General features: G+C 67.6%; 17 protein-coding genes. 7 read left to right on the forward strand and 10 right to left on the reverse strand.

Translation table 11 applies throughout. The annotated features are described in order from the left end of the window. Positions 1-98: 98 nt before the first annotated feature. Genes G6N67_RS22155 through G6N67_RS22170 form a run of 4 tightly spaced genes read right to left on the reverse strand, consistent with a single transcriptional unit; the run spans position 99 to position 3,966 of the window. On the reverse strand, positions 99-818 hold the full coding sequence (locus G6N67_RS22155) for a hypothetical protein (RefSeq protein WP_036428880.1): 720 nt from the start codon (positions 816-818) through the stop codon (positions 99-101). Then, positions 815-2,020 (reverse strand): zinc ribbon domain protein, encoded by a 1,206-nt coding sequence (locus G6N67_RS22160; protein ID WP_036428879.1) that lies wholly within the window; start codon positions 2,018-2,020, stop codon positions 815-817. Before G6N67_RS22160 ends, G6N67_RS22155 begins: the two co-directional genes overlap by 4 nt. After that, a complete protein-coding gene (locus G6N67_RS22165) occupies positions 2,017-3,645 on the reverse strand; it encodes a S53 family peptidase (RefSeq protein ID WP_036428877.1) in 1,629 nt (542 codons plus the stop codon). The genes G6N67_RS22160 and G6N67_RS22165 overlap by 4 nt, the downstream gene beginning before the upstream one ends. 33 nt (positions 3,646-3,678) lie before the next feature. After that, entirely contained in the window at positions 3,679-3,966 is a 288-nt protein-coding gene (locus tag G6N67_RS22170) for a hypothetical protein (RefSeq protein WP_163642266.1), read from the reverse strand. A gap of 288 nt (positions 3,967-4,254) precedes the next feature. Between G6N67_RS22170 and G6N67_RS22175 the strand changes: the two genes are divergently transcribed. Both G6N67_RS22175 and G6N67_RS22180 read left to right on the forward strand, forming a co-directional pair. Continuing rightward, on the forward strand, positions 4,255-4,962 hold the full coding sequence (locus G6N67_RS22175) for a DnaE2-dependent mutagenesis accessory factor ImuA' (RefSeq protein ID WP_036428875.1): 708 nt from the start codon (positions 4,255-4,257) through the stop codon (positions 4,960-4,962). 8 nt (positions 4,963-4,970) lie between these two features. Then, positions 4,971-6,548, forward strand: a complete 1,578-nt coding sequence (locus G6N67_RS22180; protein WP_036428873.1) for a DNA polymerase Y family protein — start codon at positions 4,971-4,973, stop codon at positions 6,546-6,548. Positions 6,549-6,610: 62 nt separating this feature from the next. Here the strand turns inward: G6N67_RS22180 and G6N67_RS22185 are convergent, their stop codons facing one another. Beyond that, the gene (locus G6N67_RS22185) at positions 6,611-7,639 is read right to left on the reverse strand and encodes a nucleoside hydrolase (protein WP_036428871.1); all 1,029 of its coding nucleotides are present in this window, start codon (positions 7,637-7,639) and stop codon (positions 6,611-6,613) included. Between the two features lie 86 nt (positions 7,640-7,725). Between G6N67_RS22185 and G6N67_RS22190 the strand changes: the two genes are divergently transcribed. Further along, positions 7,726-8,115: a VOC family protein gene (locus tag G6N67_RS22190; protein ID WP_036428869.1), complete on the forward strand. Its 390-nt coding sequence runs from the start codon at positions 7,726-7,728 to the stop codon at positions 8,113-8,115. A 3-nt stretch (positions 8,116-8,118) separates the two neighbouring features. Here G6N67_RS22190 and G6N67_RS22195 read toward each other — a convergent pair whose 3' ends face one another. Further along, positions 8,119-10,128, reverse strand: coding sequence for an SDR family oxidoreductase (locus G6N67_RS22195; RefSeq protein WP_163642268.1), 2,010 nt, complete (start codon positions 10,126-10,128; stop codon positions 8,119-8,121). A 58-nt stretch (positions 10,129-10,186) separates the two neighbouring features. Here G6N67_RS22195 and G6N67_RS22200 point away from each other — a divergent pair, with 58 nt between their 5' ends. The 3 genes from G6N67_RS22200 to G6N67_RS22210 all read left to right on the forward strand — a co-directional run bounded on the left by G6N67_RS22200 (position 10,187) and on the right by G6N67_RS22210 (position 13,592). After that, on the forward strand, positions 10,187-11,056 hold the full coding sequence (locus G6N67_RS22200; RefSeq protein ID WP_036428867.1) for a MaoC family dehydratase: 870 nt from the start codon (positions 10,187-10,189) through the stop codon (positions 11,054-11,056). Between the two features lie 98 nt (positions 11,057-11,154). Further along, a complete protein-coding gene (locus tag G6N67_RS22205) occupies positions 11,155-12,039 on the forward strand; it encodes a universal stress protein (protein ID WP_036428865.1) in 885 nt (294 codons plus the stop codon). Then, on the forward strand, positions 12,036-13,592 hold the full coding sequence (locus tag G6N67_RS22210; protein ID WP_036428864.1) for an APC family permease: 1,557 nt from the start codon (positions 12,036-12,038) through the stop codon (positions 13,590-13,592). The genes G6N67_RS22205 and G6N67_RS22210 overlap by 4 nt, the downstream gene beginning before the upstream one ends. An 82-nt stretch (positions 13,593-13,674) precedes the next feature. Here G6N67_RS22210 and G6N67_RS22215 read toward each other — a convergent pair whose 3' ends face one another. The 4 genes from G6N67_RS22215 to G6N67_RS22230 form a co-directional block, all read right to left on the reverse strand. Continuing rightward, positions 13,675-14,691: a hypothetical protein gene (locus G6N67_RS22215; RefSeq protein WP_036428862.1), complete on the reverse strand. Its 1,017-nt coding sequence runs from the start codon at positions 14,689-14,691 to the stop codon at positions 13,675-13,677. 78 nt (positions 14,692-14,769) lie between these two features. Then, entirely contained in the window at positions 14,770-15,621 is an 852-nt protein-coding gene (locus tag G6N67_RS22220; protein WP_036428860.1) for a 3-hydroxyacyl-CoA dehydrogenase family protein, read from the reverse strand. Beyond that, positions 15,618-16,535: a PQQ-dependent sugar dehydrogenase family protein gene (locus G6N67_RS22225; protein WP_036428859.1), complete on the reverse strand. Its 918-nt coding sequence runs from the start codon at positions 16,533-16,535 to the stop codon at positions 15,618-15,620. Before G6N67_RS22225 ends, G6N67_RS22220 begins: the two co-directional genes overlap by 4 nt. A 68-nt stretch (positions 16,536-16,603) precedes the next feature. Next, the gene (locus tag G6N67_RS22230) at positions 16,604-17,380 is read right to left on the reverse strand and encodes an SDR family NAD(P)-dependent oxidoreductase (RefSeq protein WP_036428857.1); all 777 of its coding nucleotides are present in this window, start codon (positions 17,378-17,380) and stop codon (positions 16,604-16,606) included. Between the two features lie 87 nt (positions 17,381-17,467). Here G6N67_RS22230 and G6N67_RS22235 point away from each other — a divergent pair, with 87 nt between their 5' ends. Continuing rightward, on the forward strand, positions 17,468-18,322 hold the full coding sequence (locus tag G6N67_RS22235; protein WP_036428855.1) for a helix-turn-helix transcriptional regulator: 855 nt from the start codon (positions 17,468-17,470) through the stop codon (positions 18,320-18,322). The last annotated feature ends 15 nt before the right edge of the window (positions 18,323-18,337 follow it).

Here is an 18,337-nt window from a genome sequence, read left to right on the forward strand (position 1 = left end):
CGTGCGAGGAGTACACCAGCAATTGATGACATTTGTCAATGTCAACAATTGAGAATGCGGGTTCTGTTTCCCGCCCGGGAAAGCCTGCCGAGAAGTGGTTACCGGGGCGGGTCGCCGCGCCAGCGGAAGCTGTTGACGTACTTGCCCATGTCAAGGGCGAGCTGCAAGTTGGCGCCCGACGGCTTGCCTGAGCCGGAGTCCGGACCGAACTGGTGATACGGCCCGACGGCCGAGGCGATCAGGGCCAGGCCGTCTTTCACCGCGACCATGACGATCACGCGCATGCGCGCGTAGCTGCTCGTGGCGCCCTGTGGCCAGCAGTCGGCCACGAGCCCGAAGCCGGGCTGATAGCCCACCATGGCGTTGGGGATCTGGTACGCCGTCTTGGTGTCTGGGAACGTCTTCCCCACAAGGGAATTGGCGATGTCCTGCGGCGTGCGGCCGTCGGCGGGCTGACTGAACAGCTGCATCATGCCGCCGTCGCCCGCGGTGAACTCCGCGGTCACGCCGCTGGCCTCGGTGTTGATCTTGTAGGCGGCTCCTGCGGCGGGGTAGGAGACCGAGAAACTGCCGTCGGGCGCGGTGAAGACCGGGTTGATGGTTACGGGCTGCCCGGTCGGGGGTGTGCCGCAGTCCGGCGGGCACATGTAGCGGGCGGGCGGCTTGCTCATCACCCCTGACAGTGAGACCAGCGCGATGGCCACGGCGGCGATGACGGCACACAGGATGCCCAGCAGTTTCAGGCTGGGCGCCTTGCGAACGCCCTTGGTCTTGCCCACCGCGATGGGCACCGCGTAGCCCGGAAAGAACGTCGTCATACGGTGTCCGACCCCGGGTCGCGCACCGGTCGGTGCTCGCGGCGCTCGGATCGTGAAGATCGCGACGAGGCGTGCGTGGCCGCGCCGCACAGCGCGCAGAATGCCATGTCAGGCACGACGTTTCCGCACCGCGGGCAGAGGATCGGTTGGTCGGAGGCGACTTCGTCCTGGGCCTCGTGCAGCAGCGCGAGATGCAGTCCGATGCGCAGCAGGAGCACCGCGACCAATGCGATCGTCAGGTGCACCGCGAGCTGCACCCACTGTGGGACGCGTGCGACATCGACGAGTCCGAGCGCGGCGTACACGGCGAGCACGCCGAACGCGAACGAGAACAGGGCCAGCCGAACGTAACCCACATGTTTGTCGGCCTTGGTCGCGGGCCGCGTGAACCACAGCGCGGCACCGATCAGCCCGCCGACGGCCGCGGCGGTCAGCGGGGCTGCCACGCCGCGGATACCGGCCTCGACCAGCAGGCCCGACATCGGACGGCTGTGGGCCACCATGCCGGTGGTGAGCTGTGGCGCCAGCCGGGTCAGGGTCGCGGCCGCGGTGAAGGCCGTCGCACCGAGAGCTCCGATCATGAAGCCGTCCAACGACTCCCGGCTCGACGGGCGCAGCAGCCTGACCACCACGGCGGGCACCAGCATCAGGACCGCGCCGCCCAGCGGTATTCCCAGGCCGTTGCGCATGATCCGGAACCCCGTGATGCCCGCACCGAGGGGGACGCCATAGGACTTGGCCATGATCTGGCCGGTGAGGAAAACCCATCCGACGCCGAGTCCGACCCCGAGCAGTATGGTCAGCACCAGATTGGCGCGGTGCAGATCGCGGAAGGCGTCGGACTCGTAGAGATAGATCACGAACAGCAGGGGTAACCCAAGTGCTGCCACCGCGATCAGGGCCGCGGGCAGTCGCAGCAGGGCGCAGGCCACCAGGCCGGCCACCAGCACCAGCATCGCGATCCGGAACGGCGTGCGAGACCGCTGCGACAGGTGCGGGAAGAGCGAACTGGTGATCGACGGGCGCAGCAGGTGCTCTTCGGGAGCGACGCAGGATGCGCTGAGCCGCAACCATTCTGGGCCGTCGCCCGGCTCCTTTTCGAGGTGCACGCCGCAGTAGCCGCAGTACTTGCCGTCGGGCACGTCGATCTTGCAGACCCGGCATTCGGTGGTGGGGACGTCTTCTTCGGGTGTCTCGGTCATCGATTCGCCTTCTGTTGGACGAGAAGGTTGTTGACGAGGTTGCTCACGTCAGGCGTACCGAGCCCGGTCGCCAGGTCGTAGCCGGGGCCGGCCGTGGCCACCGCGTTGCCGCCGAGCGTGATGTCCCGGAACGCCGGAAGCGGTGCCCCGCCGGCGATCCGGTACAGCGACGGGTTAAGATCGCCCAGGGCGCGGCCACCGTTGCCGGTGAGGTACTGGTTCATCACCGCGGCGATACCGGCCCACAGCGGCGCCGCCTGCGACGTGCCGCCACCGACCAGAAGTTGGCCGTTCAGCACGATTTTCACGCCGGTGAACGGATCGGCGACGGCAGCGATGTCCGGGGTGAGCCGCTTCTGGGCGCCGCCGTCGTCGGGGGCGGTCAGCCCGCGTTGCCACTCGGGCCGGTCGAACAGGGCCGAGACCCCGCCACCCGTGCCCTGTGACAGCGGGACATCGAACCAGGCCTGTTCGGCAAGCCAGCCACCGTCGGCGGTGGTGGACAGCGTGGTGCCACCGACATTGGTGATCTCGGGAAGCGAGGCAACCGAATCCAGGCCGATGTCGTCAGGTCCGGGTGGCGACGACCAGTCTTGTCCGCCTCGGCATTCGAAGCCCGCAAGGTCTCCGCTGGCGTTGAACGCCGTGGTGCCGTGGGTGTGTGCGGTGGCCAGCGCCGAGCGGACGGGTGCGAGGTCCGCCGCGGTGAGCAACTTGTCACAGCCCCAGCCGATCGAGAAGCTCCACACCGCACCCGGGAACTGTTTGTCCGCGGCTTCGAGCATCTGCCCGATCTTCTCGTACGCCCCGTCCCCCTGGACTGTGGGCCTGGCGTTGATCACCACTTTGCGGGCGTCAGGCGCGATGGCGTGGGCGACCTGAAGATCCATGGTGGTCTCGCCGCGTGGCGCGCTCGGTTGCCCGCCGACCAGTACCGGGGTGAACCGCGGCAGGCCGAACGTGGTGGCGTAGGTGTCCAGATCGGCCTGGTCGAAACCGTCGAACGCGAAGATCACGATCGTGGTGCCCTTGCCGGTGTAGCCCTGATCGGCGAGCCTGCGCAGGTTGTAGGTGTTGAGCAGGGCCTGTGGGGTGAGCCCGCGGTCCGGTACGTCGGCAGGCAGGTTGTGTAGGTCGGGCAACGACATCCGGTACGGCGTGTAGCTGAGGATCCGGCCGACCTCGGTGAGCTGACCGCGCAGCGGCTCGGGCACCTGAGGCTGTTGCGGCGACGCATAGAACTGCTGACCGCGTTTACCCCGGTAGTCGTGGATGTCGACGCCGAACGCGGTCGCCATGTCGACGGGGGAGCCTTCGACGATCGCCCAGTGCTCGGCAAGGCGCCACCGCACCGACAACCGGTGCCGGGCAGCCCAATCGAACAACCCGGCCGGTCGCCGTGCGCCGCTCAGTGTCACGGTGAGCTGAACCGGGCCGGCCTGTGACGGCCCGAGATCAGTTGAGGCAGCGAGTAAGTGGGCGTACGGGCCAGTTATCCGGCCGGAGCCGTTGGCAGGCCCGTACGCCGTAACTCCCGGCGTGGTGTGCAGGTCGGAAACCAGCAGCGCGCCGACCATGATCAGCGTCGCCAACACCCGCCCCGGTGCGACGCGAATCCCGGTCATGGGCGAACGACCGACTTTCTGTGCTCCCGCGGATCAGTTGTCGCCAGGAACGGCGGTCGGTGCCGCCGGTGCCTTGACGTCAGGCGTGAACAGGTTGCCGCCGGTGGGGTTGATCGACTTCTCGGTCGGCTCGACCGGTGGCGGCGGTGCGGGGGTGGCCGGCGGCGTGGTCGTTGTGGTGGTCGTCGTTGTGGTGGTCGGCGTCGTGGTTTCGGGAGTCTTTTCCTCGGTACCGCACGCTGCGGTGAACGCGATCATGCCGAAGATGGCAGCGCCACCCGCAGCGACGGTGAGCCGCCGACTCAATTGCCCAGACCTCATGATGGTGTCCTCACTGTCCCCCGGGAGTTGTTACAGGCTGTCCTTGCGAATCGCTTTGCGATCCCCGCCATCTGAAACGCAATCGCGCACCGGATCCCATCCCGCGGGGTCCGGTGCACGAACTTTAACGTAATGCAAAGGTCGCCGCAGACGCATTCCTGCTGGCATTACCAATCGGTGACGTTCGGGCCAGGCGCGGCTTGACGGTGTGGGCCGCCAAGTGTTTACTCGAGTGATCGAACATATATTCGAATGCGGTCTGAGTCGGGTGAGTCTGGAGGTGTTGCTGTGACAGTGGCAGTCGACGCCGAGCTGGGCCGGTTAACCCGTTCTGAACAGGTGGAACGCCTTCGCCGCAAGATTGCGGCAGTGTCGGGGAAAGTTGGTTCGGCGCACCGGGGAACACCCAGGGGCGATGGCCCGGCCACGGCTCAGGAATCTTTGCTGCCGGGCCCTGATTCACTGGCTGAAACGCTGCCTGCGGAGTTGCCGACGACGCTGCCGCGCGGCACCGTCGCGGTGGCTTCGGGGGCCCGGTCGCTGTCGCTGGGTCTGGTGGCGGCGGTGACGGCCGCGGGCGGGCACGCCGTGATCGTCGGCCAGGCGGATGTCGGTCTGCTGGCGGCGGTGGAGATGGGCGCCGATCTGAGCAGGCTCGCGGTCGTCCCGGATGCCGGCGCCGATCCGGTTGAGGTCGCCGCCGTGCTGATGGACGGAATGGATCTGGTGGTGCTCGGGCTGGGGGGACGCTCGGTGCCGCCGAGCCGGGCGCGGGTGATGGTGGCGCGGGCGCGGCAGAAGGGCTGCACCCTGCTGGTCACCGATGGCGACTGGCAGGGGGCCGCCGCACGGCTGGAAGCCAAGGTCTGTGGTTACGAGCTCACCGGTGCGGGCCGGGATACGCCCATTCCCGGGCGGGGCCGGATCGGCCGGGTCCGGCTGGCGATGCGGTCTTCGGGGCGCTTTGGCGGATCGGCATGCGCGGCAGGCGGGTAACCAACCCCATGTCGGCTTCCCGAGTGTTGGCCCTCTGGTGCATGGACTGGCCCGCGGTGGCCGCGGCGGCTGCGGCGGGCCGGCCGCCCACCACTCCGATTGCGGTCACCTTGGCCAACCGGGTCGTCGCCTGTTCGGCATCGGCGCGGGCGGTGGGAGTGCGCCGCGGGCTGCGCAGGCGCGAGGCCCAGGCCCGATGTCCGCATCTGCATGTCGTCACTGCCGATCCGGCCCGGGACGCACGTCATTTCGAGAGGGTGACGGTCGCGGTCGACGAGTTGGTGCCGCGTGCCGAAGTGCTGCGGCCTGGGCTGCTCGTGCTGTCGGTGCGGGGCGCGGCTCGCTACTTCGGTACGGAATCGGTTGCGGCCGAGCGGCTGGTCGATGCGGTGGCGGCGGTTGAGGTGGAATGCCAGGTCGGCATCGCCGATCAGCTGTCCACCGCGGTCTTCGCCGCCAGGGCCGGCCGCATCGTCGAACCCGGGCAGGATGCGCCGTTCCTGTCCAGGTTGTCGATCCGCCAGCTGTCCACCGAACCGGCCCTGGCCGCCCCGGGGCGCGAAGATCTGGCAGACCTGTTGTGGCGGATGGGGATCCGGACCCTGGGACAGTTCGCCGAGCTGTCCCGTACCGATGTCGCCTCGCGGTTCGGTGCCGACGCGGTGGTTGCGCACCGGTTCGCCCGTGGAGAACCGGCAAGGGGGCCTTCGGGGCGGGATCCGGCCGTCGAACTCGATGCGGTGATGAACTGTGACCCGCCGATCGAGCGGGTGGATGCGGCAGCCTTCGCAGGGCGCTCGCTGGCCAGCGCCCTGCATCGCAGCCTCGAGTCGGCGGGTGTGGGTTGTACGCGGTTGGCCATCCATGCCGTCACCGCGAACGGTGAAGAACTGGAACGGGTTTGGCGCTGCGCCGAACCGCTGACCGAGGACGCCACGGCCGACCGGGTGCGCTGGCAACTGGACGGCTGGCTGAACCGTCGGCATCGGGACGAGCGGCCCACCGCGCCCATCGCGGTGCTGCGGTTGCGTCCGGTGGAGGTGGTGTCGGCGGCGGCACTGCAGCTACCGCTGTGGGGCGGCATCGGTGAGGAGGATCGGTTGCGGGCGCGGCGCGCGCTCGTGCGGGTCCAGGGCCTGCTCGGGCCTGAGGCGGTGCAGGTGCCGGTGCTCAGCGGCGGCCGCGGGCCCGCCGAACGCATCACCTTCACCGCGCTGGGGGATGAGCCGGTGCCACGAGCCGACCCGGCGCAGCCGTGGCCGGGGCAGCTGCCGGAACCTTCGCCGACCGTGTTGCTCGACGATCCGGTGGAACTGCTTGATGCGCAGGGCAATCCGGTGCGGGTCACCGGACGTGGAATGTTCTCGGCCGACCCGGCGCGGTTGGCGGGCGCGGGTAAACGCGACGGCAGGCTGCGGTGGTGGGCCGGGCCGTGGCCGGTGGACGAGCGGTGGTGGGATCCGGAGAGCCCGAAAGCGGGGCGTACCGCACGCGCCCAGGTGCTGCTGGGGGATGACGAGAACGCTCTCGCGCTCCTGCTGTGCTACCGGCAGCGCCGGTGGTATCTGGAGGGTGCTTATGAATAGCCCCTGAGTGACGTCGAACGTGAAGAAGATTGCGAGATTTCGCTGAATATTGGCAAACAAGTTCATGTTGGGCGTAGGGAACCGGCAAAGGCACCCACCCGGGCGATGAACCGGTCGAAGAACGCCGCCGGATCCACCTCCGTGCCGATCAGCGCGTTCGGTGGTCGGCCCCAGTGCCCGCGCCAGTCCGCCACGGTCATGCCGCGGGTGAGTGTCCCGGTGAGTTCGACGTCGACCGTGCTCTGCCGGTAGGTCACCAGCTCCGGGTCCAACGCGACCGCGGCGGCCAATGGGTCATGCAGATGCGCGAGATAGCCGTCGCCGGTGTCGAAGTGGAACTCGAAGTAGAACCGCATCGCGTCTTCGAGCACCCGGATCAGCGGATTGGCCGAATCCGACCGGGTGCCACGCTCGTCGTTCACGTTCATGAGCGAGGTTGCTGACCCTGCCGCCGTGGCCAGCCGGTTCAGCAATGCGGGTGTCATAGCGATGTTCTCGGTGAGGTTCAGTCCCAACACGATCGGCAGGTGCCCGGGGTCGCCGGCTGCACGCCACCCCGCGAACACCTCGGCCGCGGATTCGGGGTCGACGCTGACGTTCCACTCCGAGACCGGCGTGGTGTTGCCCCGGTAGTCGAACGCCCCGCCCATGATCACCAGCCGGCGCAACAACCGCGGCAGTTCCGGCTCGGCCCGCAAGGCCAGTGCCAGATTGGTCAGCGGGCCGGTGGCCAGGCCGATCAACTCGCCGGGATGCGCGCGGGCAGCCCGCACCCAGGCCTGCGCGGCGTCGTAGCCGGTCAACTGCTGATCGCCGGGCGGCAATTGGGCGTACCCCAGGCCTTCGGGTCCGTGGGTGTCTTCCGCGGTGCGAAGCGGGGCGCTCAGTGGTTGCTCGGCGCCCTTGGACACCGGGATGCCGCTCACCCCGCACAGCCGCAGCAGGCCCAGATTGTTGAGGCAAACCTGTTGCACCGGAACATTTCCCGCGGTCGACGCGATCCCGATCAGATCGGCGTCCGGACTGGCGAACAGATACGCCAAGGCCATGGCGTCGTCGACTCCGGTGTCGACGTCGGCGAACACGGGCATCCCTGTCACGTGCCTCACGATAAGGGCTCACGAGCCTCTCGTGCACGCCTAGACTCCGACATGCAGGTCAACCCGAGGAGGCAGCGATGTCCGGTCGTGTGGTGCATTTCGAGGTTCCGTTCAGCGACGGTGCACGGGCCAAGGATTTCTATCGGGAAGTGTTCGGCTGGCAGCTCAACGACTACCCGGAGATGAACTACACCGGGGTCGCGACGGGACCGGTCACGGAAACGGGGATGCCCGCCGAGCCTGGATACATCGGCGGCGGCATGTTCGAGCGTGCCGAGAACTACCCGCAGGGGCCGGTGATCACCATCGATGTGCCCAGCATCGACGAGGCACTGACGGCGATCCTGTCCAAGGGCGGCGCGCAGTTGGGCGAAAAGATACCGGTGGGCGAGATGGGGTTCGCCGCATATTTCACCGACACCGAAGGCAACATCCTGGGCTTGTGGGAGACCGCGGCCCCGGCTTGAGGCCTACCAGTGCACGCCCGGAACCAGGCGCACCGCGCGTTTGACCGGGCGAGCGACCGAGCGCGGAACGCGTAGCGGCCGATGGCTGCGTGCGGGCCGCTTGGGCCTGCGGATCGGCTCCGTTTCGGCGGTCACGATTCCACGGGCCGCCGCGGAATCCGGGTAGCCCAGGTAGAGCTGGTGCAGCACGCGTCGAGACAGCTTGGGCGTCAGGTAGTTTCCGACATCGGCGAGCGTGCCAAGCGGCGTGTCGATGCGGACGGGCTTCTCGACCAATCCGCGCACCACCATGGCCGCGGCGTGCTCGGCCGAGATCGGCGGCACCGGGTTGAGCTTGCGCGACGGCGCGATCATCGGCGTTTTCACCAGGGGCATGTGGATGTTGGTGAACGTGATGTGATCCGAAAGCGTCTCGGTGGACACCACATCGGAGAACGCGTCCAGCGCGGCCTTGCTGGGCAGGTACGAGCTGTACTTGGGACTGTTCGCCTGCACGCCCGCACTGGACACGTTGACGACGTGGCCGAACCGGCGTTCCCGCCAATGCGGCAGCAGCGCCAACACCATGCGCACCGCACCGAAGTAGTTGACCGCCATCACGCGTTCGTAGTCGTGCAGACGGTCGGTCGAGTTCACCACCGACCGCCGGATGGACCGGCCTGCGTTGTTCACCAGGTAGTCCACGTGCCCGAACCGCCCGAGGATGTCCTTGACCGTGTGCTCGACCGACGCCGAATCGGTGACGTCGCACGTGAATGCGTAGGCATGCCCGCCGCGCTCGCGGATCTCGGTGACCAGATCGTCGAGCGCTTCGGCGTTGCGGGCCAGTGCGAAAACGCATCCGCCGCGTTCGGCGACCGCGATCGCCGATGCCCGCCCGATGCCGCTGGACGCGCCGGTGATGATGACGTGTTTGCCGACCAGCGGCCCGGCCGGGTCGTCCCGGCGGGCCCGGTCCGGATCCAGATGATCGGCCCAGTACTGCCACAATTTCGGTGCGTACGACGCGAATTCAGGTACGGCGATGCCGGTGCCACGCAGCGCGTGTTCGGTGTGCTCGGCCGTGAACGTCGGCATCAGGTCGACGACGTCGAGCACCTCGCCCGGGATGCCCAGCTGCGTCGCCACGATGTTGCGTACCGCCTTGACCCGTCCGCGGGCCCGGGTCACCGGCGCCGCGGCCGCCCGCGGCAACGATCCACGCAACGGCGGCAGCCCGGCTGTTTCGGCGATCCCGCGGTAAATGCCGCGCAGGCCAATGGTTTTCGGCGCGGTCAGGTGGAACGTCTCGCCATCGTGGCCGTCGGCGTGCATGAGGTGCACGACCGCGTCCACCACATAGTCCACCGGCACGATGTTGGTGCGGCCGGTGTCGGGCAGCATCATCGGGGTGAACCTGGGTAATGCCGCGAGCCGGGACAGCACGCCGAAGAAGTAGTACGGCCCGTCGATCTTGTCCATCTCGCCGGTGCGGGAATCGCCGACCACCACCGCGGGCCGGTACACGCGATACCGCAACCCCGGTGTCGACCGCACGAGCAGCTCGGCCTCGAACTTCGTCTGGTGATACGGCGTCGGTAGATCCTGCGCGACGTCGAAATCGTCCTCGGTGAACACACCTCGATAGCTGCCGGCGACCGCGATCGACGACACATGGTGCAACGTCGCGTCCAGCCGGCGAGCCAGCCCGATCACCGCGCGGGTGCCTTCGACGTTGGCGGCGCGCTGCGTGTCCTCGTCGACCGTGATGTCGTAGATCGCCGCGCAATGCACCACGTGCGCGACGTTGCCCAGCTCGGCGACATCGGCGTCGCTCAGGCCCAGATCGGCTGCGGTCAGGTCACCGACCAGCGGTTTCGCGCGCGAACCCCACTCGGTTGCCAGCCGCTCGAACCGGGTCAGCGACTCGCGGCGGACCAGCACCCACACCTCGGCGTCCTCGTCGCGGGCCAGAATCCGGGACACCACTCGGCGGCCAATAAACCCGGTACCGCCGGTAACGACATAGCGCATGCGAGACATGGTGGCCCTATATCCGGCAAACGTCAACCGAGGGGCTATCGTCCGACTCATGCCCATCAACCCGAACGCCATCGGCGAAAAAACCGATCCGTACGTCTTCGAGTGGACCGACCGCGACACCCTGCTGTACGCCATCGGGGTCGGTGCCGGCGTCGACGACTTGGCATTCACCACCGAGAACTCTCACGAGATCGAACAGCAGGTGCTGCCGACGTACGCGATCATCGCGTGCTCGCCGTTTGCGGCCGCCATGAAGATCGGCACGTTCAACTTCGGAATGCTGCTGCACGGATCTCAGGAGATCCGGGTGTCGGCGCCGCTGCCGCCCGCGGGCAAGGTGAAGGTGGTCTCCGAGGTCGCCGACATCCAGGACAAGGGCGAGGGCAAGAACGCGGTGGTGATGCTCAAGGGCGTGGGCACCGATCCCGACAGCGGGGAAGTTCTCATCGAAACCCTCACCACGGTGGTGATCCGTGGCGAGGGTGGGTTCGGCGGCCGGCCCGGCCAACGCCCGGTCGCTCCCGAGATCCCCGACCGCGAACCCGATGCCCGGCTGGCGTTGCCGACTCGGGAGGACCAGGCGCTGATCTACCGGCTGTCCGGTGACCGGAACCCGCTGCACAGCGATCCGTGGTTCGCCAAGAATCTCGCGGGCTTTCCGAAGCCGATCCTGCACGGGCTGTGCACCTACGGCGTCGCCGGGAGAGCCCTGGTCGCCGAACTCGGCGGTGGAGACGCGACGAAAATCCGTGCCGTGGCATCGCGGTTCACCTCGCCGGTGTTCCCGGGCGAGACCCTGACCACGTCGATCTGGCGCACCGAACCCGGCCGCGCGGTGTTCCGCACCGAGGCGTCCGAGCCGGACGGGTCCAACGCACGGCTGGTCCTGGAGGACGGCGCAGCCGAGTACCTGGACTGAGCTCCCAATTTCCGCGAAGCGCTGATAAACGCCCGCGAGGATTGACAGGATCTTTCCCACTACGGTCGCACGGCGCAGTGCGGGATTGGTGGTCACAGATGAGGTTGGTCGTTGGTTATCTCGCCACACCCGGTGGCGCCGACGCGTTAGCCCTTGCCGTCCGGTTCGCCAGGACGTTGGAGGCCGAGGTCGAGGTCTGCATCGTGCTGCCACCGGACACCGGGCTGCCTGCGCTGGTGCCGAAGGGCGGCTTCGAGGACGTGCTGGCCGAACAAGCCCAGGGCTGGCTCGACGAGGCGCTGGCCATGGTGCCTGATGACGTTGTCGCGCATAGCCATCTGAGCTTCGACGAGTCGTTCACCGACGGCCTGATCCGGGAGGCGGTCCGTCTCGAAGCCGAGGCCATCGTGGTCGGCGGTTCGGGCGGTGGCCTCGTCGGCAGCTATTCGTTGGGTTCTGTGGTCAACGAGTTGCTGCACTCCTCGCCGGTGCCGGTCGCGGTGGCCCCACGCGGTACCCGGGAATCGAAGATCGAACGGGTGCACGAGGTGACGTGCGCGCTCGGTCAGCGCCAGGGCGCGGATCTGTTGCTGGATACCGCGGTACGCGCGAGCCGCGCTGCGGGTACGCCGCTACGGCTGGTGTCGCTCGTGGCGCTCGACCCGACGTTCGGATCCCTGCGGTCCGACGACGACGCCGTTCGTGAACATGCGCTCGAGCATGCCCGCGAAACCCTCGAGATTGCGAAAAACGCGCTGCCCGAGGGTTTCCCGGTGACCGCGACGGTGGTCAACGGGCCGACTGTCGAGGCCGCTGTCAACAAGCTGGAATGGCAGGACGGCGACGTCATCATGGTCGGTTCGAGCCGGCTCAGCGCGCCGCGCAGGATCTTCCTCGGCTCCACGGCGGCCAAGATGCTACGGGTTTTGGATGTGCCGATGGTCGTGGTGCCACGGGATGAGCCGAGTGAGGATATTTCATGACAGAAACCCCCGACGAGGCCGCGTCGCACCATCAGTTGGAAGTTGCCGAGGAGCAGGCCGGTCTGGTCTCCAAAGGGCTTGCCGCAGGCAAGGTTGGTACGTTCTCCGGCGCTATTCTCGGCATTTCGTCGGTCGCTCCGGGTTACACGCTGACGGCCAGCATCGGCCTCATCGTCGCGGCGGTCGGGCTGAAGATGCCTGCCATCCTCATCGCCGGGTTCATCCCGATGTTCCTCACTGCGTACGCCTACCGCGAGCTGAATTCCGTTGCCCCGGACTGCGGTGCGTCGTTCACGTGGTCCACCAAGGCATTCGGCCCGTACGTCGGGTGGATGTGCGGCTGGGGCATGGTGATGGCGACCATCATCGTGCTGTCCAACCTGGCGGCCATCGCGGTGGAGTTCTTCTATCTGTTCATCGGCCGGATCGCGCACAGTCCCGACATCGTCGAACTGGCGCACAACAAGGCCATCAACATCGCCACCACGCTGGTATTCCTGGCGATCGCCACCGCGATCGCCAGTCGCGGCATCACCACCAGTGAGCGGGTCCAGTACGTGCTCGTCGGTTTTCAGATGGTGGTGCTGATCGCGTTCGCCATCATGTCTTTCGTCCATGTGGGGCGCGGTGACGCACCCGCCGGCTTGTCGTTCGATCTCGACTGGTTCAACCCGCTCACCGGACTCACCTTGAGCGCCTTCGTGATCGGTCTGACGGGATCGATCTTCGCGTTCTGGGGCTGGGACACCTGCCTGACTCTCGGGGAAGAGTGCAAGGATCCGACCAAGGTGCCCGGCCGGGCCGGTCTGTTGTGTGTGCTGTCCATCCTCGCGACCTACCTGCTGATCGCGGTGGCCGTGATGATGTATGCCGGTGTCGGCGAAGACGGTCTGGGACTGGGTAATCCCGACAACGCCGACAATGTCTTTGCGGCCCTGGCCGATCCGGTGCTGGGTGGCTGGGCCGGACCGCTGCTGTTCCTGGCGGTGTTGGCGTCCTCGGTGGCAAGCCTGCAGACCACGTTCCTGCCCGCAGCGCGCGCGATGCTCGCGATGGGCGCCTACAAGGCGTTCCCGCCGCGGTTCGCCGAGGTCAGCCCGCGCTACCTGGTGCCCACCTTCGCGACCGTCACCGCAGGCGTGGTCACGGGTGTGTTCTACACAGTGGTGAGCCTGCTCTCGGAAAGTGCACTGCTGGACACCATTGCCGCCCTTGGCATCATGATCTGCTGGTACTACGGCATCACGGCGTTCGCGTGCGTCTGGTACTTCCGGCAGGAGTTGTTCGCCAACGCGCACAACTTCGTGTTCAAGTTCTTGTTCCCCCTGCTGGGCGGGCTCGTGCTGGCCACGGTGTTCGTGATCTCGGTCCAGGAGAGCATGAATCCGGAGAACGGCAGCGGCGCCGCGATCGGCGGCATCGGTCTGGTGTTCTTCATGGGCTTCGGGATCCTGCTGCTCGGTGTGGTGCTCATGTTGATCTGGCGCTCTCGCAGCCAGGAGTTCTTCCGCGGCGAGACACTGCACCGAGATACGCCGTCGCTCGTGGAGTAGCGCGCGCTTGGGTCTCCAATTCAACGAAAAGGTCGTTCCCGCCGGGGATTCACGACCTTTTCGTTGAATTCGGCGTGAAGGTTCAGACCGCCTGGCCGATACCCGACGTGCCCTTGTGGTGCGCGAGTTCGAACGGATCGAGGACATCCCATACGGTGCCTACGGCCAGGTCTTTGAGATCCGCGGCCGGGCCTTCCATGTTGATCAGGTCCGCGACAAGGTCGTAGCCGTAGTACGCGAACGATCCCGGTGGCGTGGTCTTGATCAGCTCATTGATGATGGTCTGCCGAGCGTCCAAGTCACCTTCCACAGCCGGCGCCAGGCTCGGCAGAATCCGGCTGATGGGAATGACCGCATTGACCCACGGCACCATCTGGGTGCCTCGGTAGATCTGCTCGGTGCCCTCACGGACGAAGGGATCGAGCGCATCGGGCGACGCGTTGAGCAAGGCTTGCCGGAGCTGCATGATCGGCTCGGGGAAGTCAGTCGGCTCGGGATCGTCGGCCCGGAACGGGTTCGGGTTCCAGGCCGGGGCGTCGGCGGTGGTGTCGGCCTGGTCCTGTACGGCCGTCCGCACGGTCGGGGTGGTGGTCACGGTCTTGCCGGACGACGAATCTTCCAGCGCACTGTCCGGCTTCGGCGTCGGCTTGGGTGCCGCGGCCTCCTTCGGATTGAACAAATCCTTGAGGCGCTGAACCTGTTTGGCCTCGAACTCGTCGGCGGTCGGTTTGGGCTTGGCCGCGGGCTTCGTGGTGGGCTTGGTGGCCGGTTTGGCAGCAGGCTTGGTCAGGGAGTCGGTGATCGACTTGGACACCGTGCTCGCGGTCTTGGTGACCTGTGAGACAGCCTTCTCGACGCCGTCGTTGACCTTTGACAGCGGCTTGGGACGGTCGGCACCGGATTCGCCGGCCGTGCGCTTCTTCGGACCGGTATTGACCCCGGTGCCGGCGGGCGAGCTGGTGGCGGACGACTCCTTGGCGGTCGAACCACTGTCGGTTTCCGCGTTCGCAGTGCCCTGGCTCGCCGCGGCGATCGCCGCGCCGACGCCTACCGCCACTGCCACGCCGCCGACGTAGCCCATGTACTTCGTTGACGCCATTGCCGTCCTTTCACAGCCGATCCCCAGCCCACGGGCATCGTAGGGGGTCGGCGGAGTTCAGGCAGCGCGAAGGTGCAATCAGCCGTAGGTGTAGAAACCTTCGCCGGTCTTTCCCGCGTCGACGTAGGCGTGCAACAGCTCGCGCGGACCGGCTGGGAGCTGCGGATTCTCCTCGGCGTAGTGGTTCTCGATGTCGAGCACTACGTCCAGCCCGACCTGGTCCATCATCTGAAACGGGCCGACCGGCATGTGCCAGTTGATGCGGAACATGCCGTCGACGTCCTCGGGCCTGGCCACGCCTTCTGCGACCACCGCGAGCGATTCGCGCTTGATGGCCGCCCATACGCGGTTGAAGATGAAGCCGACGCTTTCCTTGCGGGCCTCGAACGGATGGATGTCGAACTCGGGGAGCACCGTCAGCAGTGTGTCCAGCGCGTCGCGGCTGGTCTCGCCGTCCGACATCAGGTCGACTGCGTTGGAACCCGGCGGCATGTAGAAGTGCATGTTGCACAGCCGTGTCTTGTCGCGCACGTGCTCGGCCATGAGTCGCGACGGGTACGAGGAGGAGTTGGTGGCGAAGATGGTGTCTGGGGGTGCAGCGGCGTCGATCTGTCCCCACAGCGGAATCTTGATGTCCAGCCGCTCGGGGACGGCCTCGACGGCCAGCCAGGCTTCGGCGAGCGCGGCGTCGACCGACGTCGCAGCTTCGGCCCGCCCGACTTCACCCGAGCCGCGCCGCTGGATGACACCTGGCAATGTCTGCGTGACGTATTCCGTTGCCGCCAAGGCTTGCTCGGCGCTGGGATCGTAGACCCGGGCGAGCCCGCCCCGGGAGGCGAACATCAACGCGATGCGGCGCCCCAACGTCCCGGCGCCGAACACCGCCACCGGTCGGTCACGGATTTCGGTGAAACTGTGCGCGTAGCTCATGACGGCTCCGTTCGCTTGATGCCGGCGATCCCCGAGATCGGCTCGTGCAGGTCGATCAGGACGCGCGCGTCGCCCCCGCGGCCGCCGGGCAGCGGCACCACTCGGATCTGCCCGCCCAGATCGGATACGTAGGCCACGCCGGCGTGTTCGTCCACCGCGAGCCCGATGGCCTCCCGGAACCCGTCGGCGAGGATCTCCGGCCGGGCCCCGGACTGGCCGGGTGCGGGCAGCGGTGCCCGGTTGAGCGTGTTGCCCGCCGGCGGGGCACCGCGGTCGGTCCAGTACAGCCAGTCGCCGACGATTTCCAGATCGATCGGCTCGGGCAGGTGATCCCACAGCACCTCGATGTCCGTCCGGGTCGCCGCAGACTCGCCCGAGGGAATCGCCAAGCCGGCCCGCAGGATCCGGCCTTGCCCGCCCTTGGCCGGGCCCTTCTGCGTCCAGTACAGGTGCTCGGGCGTCACTGCCACGCCGACGCACTCCTGCAGCCAGCTGTCGTCCCGGGTGTTGACCACGAGATCGGTCAGACCGGTGCCGTCGGTGCGCACACAACTCACGCGGCAGCCCTCCCGGTCTCCCCAGTAGAGGTTGCCGGATCCGTCGGTCGTCAGCTGCTTGCCGGTGGTCAGTGAGCCGACCTCGATGATGTCCCGAGGATCACCGCCGTCGAGGGACATCGCGTGCACGCCGCCGTTACGAGCCGAATAGTCCAGGCTCGCTTCGCCCTTGAGCGCAGGATCGCGATGGGGCACACCCATTGTGGTCCAGTAGACGACGCCGTCGCTCACCACGACGCCGTCGGGGGATACGCCGACGCCCTGGGTGCACAGGGTGGCGACGGCCCCATCGGAGATATCGATCCGGTACACCGAGCCCGAGCGGATGCCGAGCGCGATCAGCTGACGGAACACCATGCCTCCCTGGTCGAGGCCAGGCTACCCGGGCGCGCCGGCAACCGGCACGGATTTGCCGGTCGCTTCGGTCACACCCAGGTGCCGCCGTCGACGCGCAGCGTTGCGCCGGTGACGTAGGACGCACGGTCGCTCAGCAACCATGCCGCCGCCTGGGCGATCTCGTCGGGACTGGCGGCGCGGCGCAGCGGTGTCTCGGCGACCAACCGCTCGACGACCCCCGGGGTGGCGTCCTCCCACTGCTGGATCATCTCGGTCATGGTGGGCCCAGGAGCGACCGCGTTGACCCGGATCCCCTCCGGGCCGTAGCTGACCGCAGCCGACTCGGTGAGGCTGTTGACGGCGCGTTTCATTGCGCCGTACGCCGGCAGGTCGGGATTGCTGTGCAGGCTTCCGATGCTGGAATTGTTCACGATGGCACCGGTTTTGACGGTCGAGCGGATCGCGGCGACCTCCGCCGACAGCGCGAGCCACACGCCCTTGAGGTTGACGGTGTAGACGTGGTCGAAGTCGTCTTCGGTCACCTCGTCGAGCGCACCCGGTGGCTGGATCGTCGCGCCGTTGTTGAACGCGACGTCGAGGCGGCCCCAGAGTTCCACGACACGCTGCACCGCGGCCCGCACGCTGGTTCCGTCGGCCAGGTCGCATACGACGTAGTCGGCGGTACCGCCTGCGGCCCGGATGTCCTCGGTCACCGTCTTGAGCTCTTTTTCGGTCCTGGCCGCGAGCACGACGGTGGCGCCCTCGGCGGCGAACAGTCGTGCTGCGGCGGCGCCGATGCCGCGCCCCGCGCCGGTGATGAACGCGATCTTGCCTTCCAGCAGGCCGGATTTGGTGGGAGAAGTCATGACTGCGAGCCTGCGGCCGTGCGCAGGTCTTATCCAGGTATCAGCGGTACCTGGCTGCCGGCGGCGATGCCCCGGAGAATGAGGGGCGTGGACAAGCGAGAGTTCGGTGCGTTCCTGCGCAGCAGGCGTGAGCGCATCCGGCCCGCGGACGTCGGTCTGCCGGTCGGCCCGCGCCGCCGCACGCCGGGCCTGCGCCGCGACGAGGTTGCGCATCTGGCGTTCATCTCGACCGAGTACTACACACGCCTGGAACAGGCCAGGGCCCCGCACCCGTCGGGCGATGTGCTGGCGGGACTGGCTCGGGCGCTCAGGCTTTCCGATGCCGAGCGGGCCCACCTCTACCAGCTGGCCGGTGTCGAGCCGCAGCGGCCGACGGGGCCGTCGCGGGTGGTCCGGCAGAGCATCGTCGACCTGATCCAGCGGCTGCCGCAGGCCGCGGCGATCGTGGTGTCGGCGACCTATGAGGTGCTCGCCTGGAACGACCTGGCGTGCGCGCTCATGGAGGACTTCTCCGCGCTGTCGCGCCGGGATCGCAACCTGGTGCGACGGGCGTTTCTCGGGCCCCATCCCGCGGACGGGCGGCGGCTGTACGGCGTGTCCGATGCCGAGGAGTTCTCCCGGACCGCCGCGCAACACCTGCGGGCCAGCGCGGCCCGCTATCCCGACGATCCCGAGACAGCCGAACTGATCGCTGAACTACGTTCCGGCAGTGACGAGTTCGAGCGGTTGTGGGCTTCCCATGACGTCGTCTTGCGGCCGACGCTGTGCAAGACGTTCGCGCATCCGGTGGTGGGTCCGGTTGCGGTCAACTGCGATTCGCTCGACATCGCCGATCAGGATCAGCGCGTCGTGATCTACACGCCGGAGCCGGGCTCGCCGTCGGAGGAGGCGATGCGGTTGCTGGCGGTCCTGGGGACTCAACGCATGGATGTACCGGGCTGAGCTGTTCGAACAATT

The organism is Mycolicibacterium mageritense, assembly GCF_010727475.1.
Lineage (GTDB): Bacteria > Actinomycetota > Actinomycetes > Mycobacteriales > Mycobacteriaceae > Mycobacterium > Mycobacterium mageritense.

Coding starts and splice junctions, on each gene's coding strand:
- G6N67_RS22190 (WP_036428869.1), top strand. CDS start 7,726: ATGTCCGGTCGTGTGGTGCATTTCGAGGTTCCGTTCAGCGACGGTGCA.
- G6N67_RS22220 (WP_036428860.1), bottom strand. CDS start 15,621: ATGAGCTACGCGCACAGTTTCACCGAAATCCGTGACCGACCGGTGGCG.
- G6N67_RS22205 (WP_036428865.1), top strand. CDS start 11,155: ATGAGGTTGGTCGTTGGTTATCTCGCCACACCCGGTGGCGCCGACGCG.
- G6N67_RS22185 (WP_036428871.1), bottom strand. CDS start 7,639: ATGCCCGTGTTCGCCGACGTCGACACCGGAGTCGACGACGCCATGGCC.
- G6N67_RS22170 (WP_163642266.1), bottom strand. CDS start 3,966: ATGAGGTCTGGGCAATTGAGTCGGCGGCTCACCGTCGCTGCGGGTGGC.
- G6N67_RS22155 (WP_036428880.1), bottom strand. CDS start 818: ATGACGACGTTCTTTCCGGGCTACGCGGTGCCCATCGCGGTGGGCAAG.
- G6N67_RS22230 (WP_036428857.1), bottom strand. CDS start 17,380: ATGACTTCTCCCACCAAATCCGGCCTGCTGGAAGGCAAGATCGCGTTC.
- G6N67_RS22200 (WP_036428867.1), top strand. CDS start 10,187: ATGCCCATCAACCCGAACGCCATCGGCGAAAAAACCGATCCGTACGTC.
- G6N67_RS22215 (WP_036428862.1), bottom strand. CDS start 14,691: ATGGCGTCAACGAAGTACATGGGCTACGTCGGCGGCGTGGCAGTGGCG.
- G6N67_RS22160 (WP_036428879.1), bottom strand. CDS start 2,020: ATGACCGAGACACCCGAAGAAGACGTCCCCACCACCGAATGCCGGGTC.
- G6N67_RS22195 (WP_163642268.1), bottom strand. CDS start 10,128: ATGCGCTATGTCGTTACCGGCGGTACCGGGTTTATTGGCCGCCGAGTG.
- G6N67_RS22165 (WP_036428877.1), bottom strand. CDS start 3,645: ATGACCGGGATTCGCGTCGCACCGGGGCGGGTGTTGGCGACGCTGATC.
- G6N67_RS22225 (WP_036428859.1), bottom strand. CDS start 16,535: ATGGTGTTCCGTCAGCTGATCGCGCTCGGCATCCGCTCGGGCTCGGTG.
- G6N67_RS22210 (WP_036428864.1), top strand. CDS start 12,036: ATGACAGAAACCCCCGACGAGGCCGCGTCGCACCATCAGTTGGAAGTT.
- G6N67_RS22180 (WP_036428873.1), top strand. CDS start 4,971: ATGTCGGCTTCCCGAGTGTTGGCCCTCTGGTGCATGGACTGGCCCGCG.